Raw genomic sequence first — 6,086 nt, forward strand, 5'->3', positions numbered from 1 at the left:
GGCGATGACAGCGACACTGATCATTCCTGGGCTCAACGGCTCCGACCAGGGCCACTGGCAGCGATACTGGCTCCGTGACCACCCCGACAGCGTTCTGGTGGAGCAGGACGACTGGGACGATCCTTTGGTCGATCGCTGGGCCGACCGGCTCGAAGAGGCGCTCATCGAGCACGGCGAGGCCTATATTGTCGCCCATAGTCTCGGCTGCCTGCTGACGGCGAAGTTCGCCGACCGGCCATCGGCGCGCCGCATCAAGGGCGCGCTCCTTGTCGCCCCCTGCGACCTGCGCCCCACCGAACGACGGCATCCGGATGCCGCCATCCGCTTCGGGCCGATGCCGACAAGGGCGTTGCCTTTTCCGAGCATCACCGTCGGCAGCCTCAACGACCATTACATGGAGCTCGACCGCCTGACGCTCTACGCGCGTCTGTGGAAGACCGAGCTCAGGAACATTGGCCTCGCGGGCCACATCAATATCGCCAGCGGCTTCGGTCGCTGGACCGGCGGCTATGCGCTCTTCGACAATCTCAGGGAGAAGGCGAAGGCGCCGAGGCGATACGTACCGGAACACGCGTCGCACACCTCGCTTGGCTGATCGCTATTGCCGTTCGATGTAATCGTCGGCGCCCATATCCCCCGAACGGTGAAGAGCCGAGCCTGTCGTAATGCTGTAATGTGGTCCTCATCGATAGCATGTGACGGATGGGAGGCCGGATATGTGGTATGAAGTTGCCTTGGCCATGACACTCGTGGCGTTTACGCTCAGCAGTTGCCAGACGGTGGTCACAAATACGCCGACGCAGATGTCGACGGCGAAAATGAACTGCGATCCCGCCACCAACCGCTGCCAGACCCCCGAATTCGGCATCAAGCAGAAAGCCCGCAAGGGCCAGAGGGTATCATGGACGATGCAGCCGGCCGATGGCTGGCGTTTGACTGGCAATCCCAAGACCACCTTCGCCGGCAAGGGCGTCTATGACGTGACCGTCACCGCATGGGACCCCAACTCGCTGACCTGCCAGTGGCACGCAGAGGGCGATTCCAAGCTCTTCGCCAGCGACGGCTGGGTCGCCGGATATTGCTACGCCGACGCCGAACTGATCCCGCCGCCGGCACCGGTCAAAGTCCGTTCGACAAAGAAGAAGAGATAACGTCCCTGATCGGATGACCGCCGCGGCAAGCACCGTTGGCGGTCACGATCACGTGTTTTAGCGGGGCCGAACGGAAAGCGGCCCCGATGCCATTGACAAGCACGACTGTCCGGGCGGAAACGGTTGCAGCAACAACCCCCAGAGGCGCGCTGTCGGCAGCGGGCCGGACAGTTTTCTCATGGATGCATCAGCAGTTCACCAGGATAGCGTTCTGCGCCATCCCGGCTATCTCAATTTCGCGGCTTCCCGCGTCTTTTCCTCTCTCTCCTTTCAGTGCGTCGCCATCGCCATGGGCTGGATGATCTACGATCAGACCCATAGCGCCTTTGCGTTGGCCATGGTTGGGCTCTGCCAGTTCCTGCCGATGGTGGTTCTGACCTTCGTGGTCGGCCACGTCGCCGATCGTTTCGACCGAAGGCGCATCGGCCTGATCTGCCAACTGATACTCGCCACGGTGTCGGCGGCGCTTGCCGTCGCCACCTGGCAGAACTGGCTGACGCCAGCGGGCATCCTGACGGCGGTGACGATCATGGGCGCGACCGTCGCCTTCGAGCGCCCGACGATGGCAGCCCTTCTTCCCAGCATTATGCCGCCCTCGCTGCTTCAGCGCGCGGTGGCAACATCGACCTCGATGATGCAGACGGCGCTGATCGTCGGCCCGTCGCTGGGCGGCCTGCTCTACGGCGTCGATGCCGTTGCTCCCTTCGCCGTGGCCGCCGTCCTGTTTGCCGTCGCAAGCATCAACGTCATCTCGATCCGCATGGAATGGACGCCGAGCAAGCGCGAACCGGTCACGCTCGCCTCCGTCTTCGCCGGCGTCTCCTTCATCAAGAGTAAGCCCGTGATGCTCGGCACCATTTCGCTTGATCTCTTCGCCGTTCTCCTCGGTGGCGCCACGGCATTGCTACCGATGTTCGCCAGCGATATCCTGCATGCCGGCCCCTGGGGGCTGGGCATGCTGCGCGCGGCCCCGGCAGTCGGCGCGCTCACCATGTCTATCGTTCTGGCAAGACGCTCGCTGACGAGCAGGGTCGGTGCAAAAATGCTGACTGCCGTGGCCGTGTTCGGCGTCGCGACCATCGTTTTTGCCGTATCGACCAACATCGCGCTGTCGATTGCGGCGCTGCTGGTGGTGGGGGCTGCCGATACGGTCAGCGTCGTGGTGCGCAGTTCTCTCGTGCAGCTTCTGACCCCGGATTCAATGCGTGGCCGCGTGAACGCCGTCAACTCGCTCTTCATCGGCACCTCGAACCAGCTCGGCGAATTTGAATCGGGCATGCTCGCCGGCATGATGGGTCCAGTTGCCGCCGGCGTCATCGGCGGCGTCGGAACCATTGTCGTGGTGCTCCTGTGGACGCGGCTCTTCCCAGATCTTCGCAAGGTCGACACGCTGCAAGGGTAGGGTGCCAAACCGCGACAAGCATTCGCCAATCGTGACCCAAGAAATTTACGTGGCGTTTGGCGGATGCGCGCTAGCTTAATAGCAGAGACAGTTTCGAGGAGAGGTGCATATGAAGCGAATTTCAAACGTCGTGGCCGCGATCGCGCTGATCGGCCTTTCGGCGCTCACCACAGGGTGTGCGGGCTACCCGACCTCCGCGGGCTCGGCATCTGGCTATGTGCCTGGCGATTCCATGAACCGCGCCTGCTCCGATGGCTTCAGGCCGAACGAAGGACGCTCCTGCGGCTATTGATCTCGCCACGTCGTCTTCATCCCGTGGCTCGACCGCCAGCGGGGATGAAGCAAGCGCATACCGCCGCCGAGAGAAGCTCGGGGCGAAACCTATCGCTTTGATTTCGGAAAAGAAAAAGGCCTGCATTTTTCAATGCAGGCCTTTTAGAAACTGGCTCCCCGGGCCGGATTCGAACCGGCGACCTGTCGATTAACAGTCGAATGCTCTACCGCTGAGCTACCAGGGATCACCGCTCGCCGCGGTGTGAGTGGGCTAATACAAATGCTTGCTCGATTTGCCAAGCGGTTTTTTCAAAAAAATGACATCTCCTTGCAATCATTCAGGTTATCCCCACATGCTGTGGATGACTGAGAGCCCGAAAAACACCGCCAAACGCTTTGGCATCGATCACACCACCGGCCACATCGTCATGGGGCCGACCCGCATTCCGCTGCCGAAGTCGCGCATAGCAAGGCTTTTGATCGGCGGACTGCTGATTTTTGGCGGATGTCTTGGCTTTCTTCCGATTCTCGGCTTCTGGATGATTCCGCTCGGCGTGCTGGTGCTGTCGCACGACCTGCATGTCGCGCGGCGAATGAGACGACGATTTTCGGTGTGGTGGCACAGGAGGCGGAATTCCGCCTCCTGAAATTAATCGCTCAGGCGAAGAGGCCGGCGATCCAATAGAAGGCGGCCGCAATCAGTGCTGCGGCCGGCAGTGTCACCACCCAGGCGACGACGATATTGCCCGCAAGGCCCCAGCGCACGGCAGACACCCGCCGTGCCGCGCCGACGCCGATGATCGCGCCGGTGATGGTGTGTGTGGTCGAGACGGGGATGCCGAGCCACGTGGCGCCGAACAGCGTCAGCGCGCCGCCGGTCTCCGCGCAAAAGCCCTGCATCGGGTTCAGCCGGGTGATCTTCGATCCCATCGTATGCACGATGCGCCAGCCGCCGAACAGCGTGCCGAGCGCCATCGCCGACTGGCAGGACAGCACCACCCACAGCGGCACATGGAAGCTGCCGCCGAGATAGCCCTGCGAATAGAGCAGGATGGCGATGATCCCCATGGTCTTCTGCGCATCATTGCCGCCGTGTCCGAGCGAATAGAGCGACGCCGAGACGAACTGCATGATGCGAAAGGTGCGGTCGACCGCGAACGGCGTCTGCCGCACGAAGAGCCACGAAACGGCCAGAACCAGGAACAGCGCGAGGAGGAAGCCGATCATCGGCGACATGACGATCGCGCCCGCGGTCTTCAAGAGACCACTCCAGACGATCGAGCTGAAGCCGACCTTGGCCAGCCCGGCGCCGACCAGCCCGCCGACCAGCGCATGCGACGAACTCGACGGAATGCCGAACACCCAGGTGACGATGTTCCAGATGATCGCGCCCATCAGCGCCGCAAAGATCACCATCGGCGAGACGATGGCCGGATCGATGATCCCTGTCCCCAGCGTCTCGGCGACATGCAATCCGAAGAACAGGAAGGCGATGAAATTGAAGAAGGCCGCCCAGGCAACGGCGAACTGCGGCCTGAGGACACGCGTCGAGACGATCGTCGCGATCGAGTTCGCCGCATCATGAAGGCCGTTCAGAAAATCGAAGAACAGCGCGACCGCGATCAGCCCGGCAAGCAGCGGGAAGGCAAGGGTGGCGTCCATCAGACGTTCTCGATCACGATGCCGCTGATCTCGTTGGCGACGTCCTCGAAGCGGTCGACGACCTTTTCAAGCTCGCCGTAGATCTCGCTGCCGATGATATAGGCCATCGGGTTGGTGGCGCCGTGCTTGTGGAAAAGGTCCTTCAGCCCCTGATCGTGCAATTCGTCCGACCGTCCCTCGATCCGCGTTACCGCCTCGGCAATCGCCGTCAGGCGAGGGGCGTTGGCGTTGATTCGGTCGAGCAGCGGAATGGCCTCGGCGATCATGTGCGCGGCCTCAACGATCGTCTTGCCCATTTCCTGCATCACGGGATCGAAGCTCTTCTGCTCGAACAGGCGGATGGTCTTGACCGTCTTGTGCATCATGTCGATCGCGTCATCCATCGACTGGATGAGGTCCTTGATGTCGACCCGGTCGAACGGCGTGATGAAGCTGCGGCGAACGGCGAGCAGGACATCGCGGGTGATATCGTCAGCCTCGTTTTCCAGTGTAACGATGCGCGCGCAGTGCTTTTCGGTGTCGTTTCCGGAAAGCAGTTCGTTCAGCGCTTCGGCAGCACCCACGACTGTTTTCGCGTGCTGCGCGAAGAGATCGAAGAAGCGGTCTTCGCGTGGCATGAGTTTCCGAAACCAGCTCAGCATAGTATCCATCCATGAAAGGGTATTGTCATAAAACTGTCATAAAGCAGCGACCAGACCAAAGAAAGTGCCGGACGGTCATTCGGGCGCGCAGGGTTAACCCTCACGAAATCGCCGTATTCGCTGATGAATTCTGAGCAAAACCAAGTGATTGGAACGAGTTGCCGGAATGCGCGTTAACCCGCCATGAGACAACGAACAAAGCATCTCTGTGGATTGTGAGGTCTGAAATGAAGAAACTGGCCATTATCGCCGTGGCGTTGATGACATGTCTGGGGAGCATCTCCCCGGCCAGCGCCTTCGACGTGCGTTACCCGCGCGGCAAGGCTGTCGATGGACTGACTGGCCTGCCGAATGAGCCAAAGCCGGAGTATCGCGATCGCTGCGGTCCTTACCGCAACTGCTATGGTAACCGGGATCGCTACCGCTACAGTGACCGAGGTCGCGACTATTATCGCCGAGACTACAATCGCTACGACAACCGCTACTACCGCCGTCACAGCGATAACACCGGAGCGATTATCGGTGGATTGGCTGCAGGCGCCATACTCGGCGGCGTACTGGCATCGCAGCCGCGCGTTCGCTCCGGCGGTTCGCATGTGGACTATTGCTACAGCCGCTACCGTTCCTATCGCGCCTCAGACAACACCTACCAGCCTAACTACGGCCCCCGCCGTCAGTGCGTAGGCCCGTGATCGAGCTAACGCTAAGCTTGGACGATAATGATGAACCTGATCGCTCGATAGCGGTCAGGTTTTTTTTATGCTGAGAGCGCGCGGGTTTCGACGTGCGAGCGCGCATCGACCGCGTACGTCCAGGGCGTCACGTATAAGCACATCATTTTTCGGTGAGAATTTGGAGGCCTCGCCCGGAACCGGGAAAATGGGCATTTTCAGACGCTTATAGACACATTGCCACACTTGAGCCTGGAATAATTCCCAAGCGATATCAAAGGCCGCT

9 protein-coding genes and 1 tRNA gene are annotated in these 6,086 nt (G+C 60.9%); 6 read left to right on the forward strand and 4 right to left on the reverse strand.

Annotated elements, in window-relative coordinates:
• Window positions 1–4: 4 nt before the first annotated feature.
• The 4 genes from QTL96_RS07685 to QTL96_RS07700 all read left to right on the forward strand — a co-directional run bounded on the left by QTL96_RS07685 (window position 5) and on the right by QTL96_RS07700 (window position 2,845).
• A complete protein-coding gene (locus QTL96_RS07685; RefSeq protein WP_289727287.1) occupies window positions 5–595 on the forward strand; it encodes an alpha/beta hydrolase in 591 nt (196 codons plus the stop codon).
• A gap of 121 nt (window positions 596–716) precedes the next feature.
• A complete protein-coding gene (locus QTL96_RS07690; protein WP_289727288.1) occupies window positions 717–1,151 on the forward strand; it encodes a hypothetical protein in 435 nt (144 codons plus the stop codon).
• Between the two features lie 178 nt (window positions 1,152–1,329).
• The gene (locus tag QTL96_RS07695; protein ID WP_289727289.1) at window positions 1,330–2,553 is read left to right on the forward strand and encodes an MFS transporter; all 1,224 of its coding nucleotides are present in this window, start codon (window positions 1,330–1,332) and stop codon (window positions 2,551–2,553) included.
• A 109-nt stretch (window positions 2,554–2,662) separates the two neighbouring features.
• Entirely contained in the window at window positions 2,663–2,845 is a 183-nt protein-coding gene (locus tag QTL96_RS07700; RefSeq protein ID WP_289727290.1) for a hypothetical protein, read from the forward strand.
• Between the two features lie 151 nt (window positions 2,846–2,996).
• Here QTL96_RS07700 and QTL96_RS07705 read toward each other — a convergent pair.
• Window positions 2,997–3,071, reverse strand: a tRNA-Asn gene (locus QTL96_RS07705).
• 108 nt (window positions 3,072–3,179) lie between these two features.
• Here QTL96_RS07705 and QTL96_RS07710 point away from each other — a divergent pair.
• A complete protein-coding gene (locus QTL96_RS07710; protein ID WP_112941473.1) occupies window positions 3,180–3,473 on the forward strand; it encodes a hypothetical protein in 294 nt (97 codons plus the stop codon).
• Between the two features lie 10 nt (window positions 3,474–3,483).
• Here QTL96_RS07710 and QTL96_RS07715 read toward each other — a convergent pair whose 3' ends face one another.
• Window positions 3,484–4,488, reverse strand: coding sequence for an inorganic phosphate transporter (locus tag QTL96_RS07715; protein ID WP_289727291.1), 1,005 nt, complete (start codon window positions 4,486–4,488; stop codon window positions 3,484–3,486).
• Window positions 4,488–5,129 (reverse strand): DUF47 family protein, encoded by a 642-nt coding sequence (locus tag QTL96_RS07720; RefSeq protein WP_026283297.1) that lies wholly within the window; start codon window positions 5,127–5,129, stop codon window positions 4,488–4,490. The genes QTL96_RS07715 and QTL96_RS07720 overlap by 1 nt, the downstream gene beginning before the upstream one ends.
• Before the next feature lie 227 nt (window positions 5,130–5,356).
• Here QTL96_RS07720 and QTL96_RS07725 point away from each other — a divergent pair, with 227 nt between their 5' ends.
• Window positions 5,357–5,821 carry a BA14K family protein gene (locus tag QTL96_RS07725; protein WP_289727292.1) on the forward strand — a complete coding sequence of 155 codons (465 nt, stop codon included), beginning with the start codon at window positions 5,357–5,359 and terminating at the stop codon, window positions 5,819–5,821.
• Window positions 5,822–5,875: 54 nt separating this feature from the next.
• Here QTL96_RS07725 and QTL96_RS07730 read toward each other — a convergent pair.
• On the reverse strand, window positions 5,876–6,086 hold a 211-nt coding region (locus tag QTL96_RS07730; RefSeq protein WP_289727293.1), incomplete at its 5' end, for a hypothetical protein.

Source organism: Rhizobium sp. S163 (genome assembly GCF_030380805.1).
Taxonomy (GTDB): Bacteria; Pseudomonadota; Alphaproteobacteria; order Rhizobiales; family Rhizobiaceae; genus Rhizobium.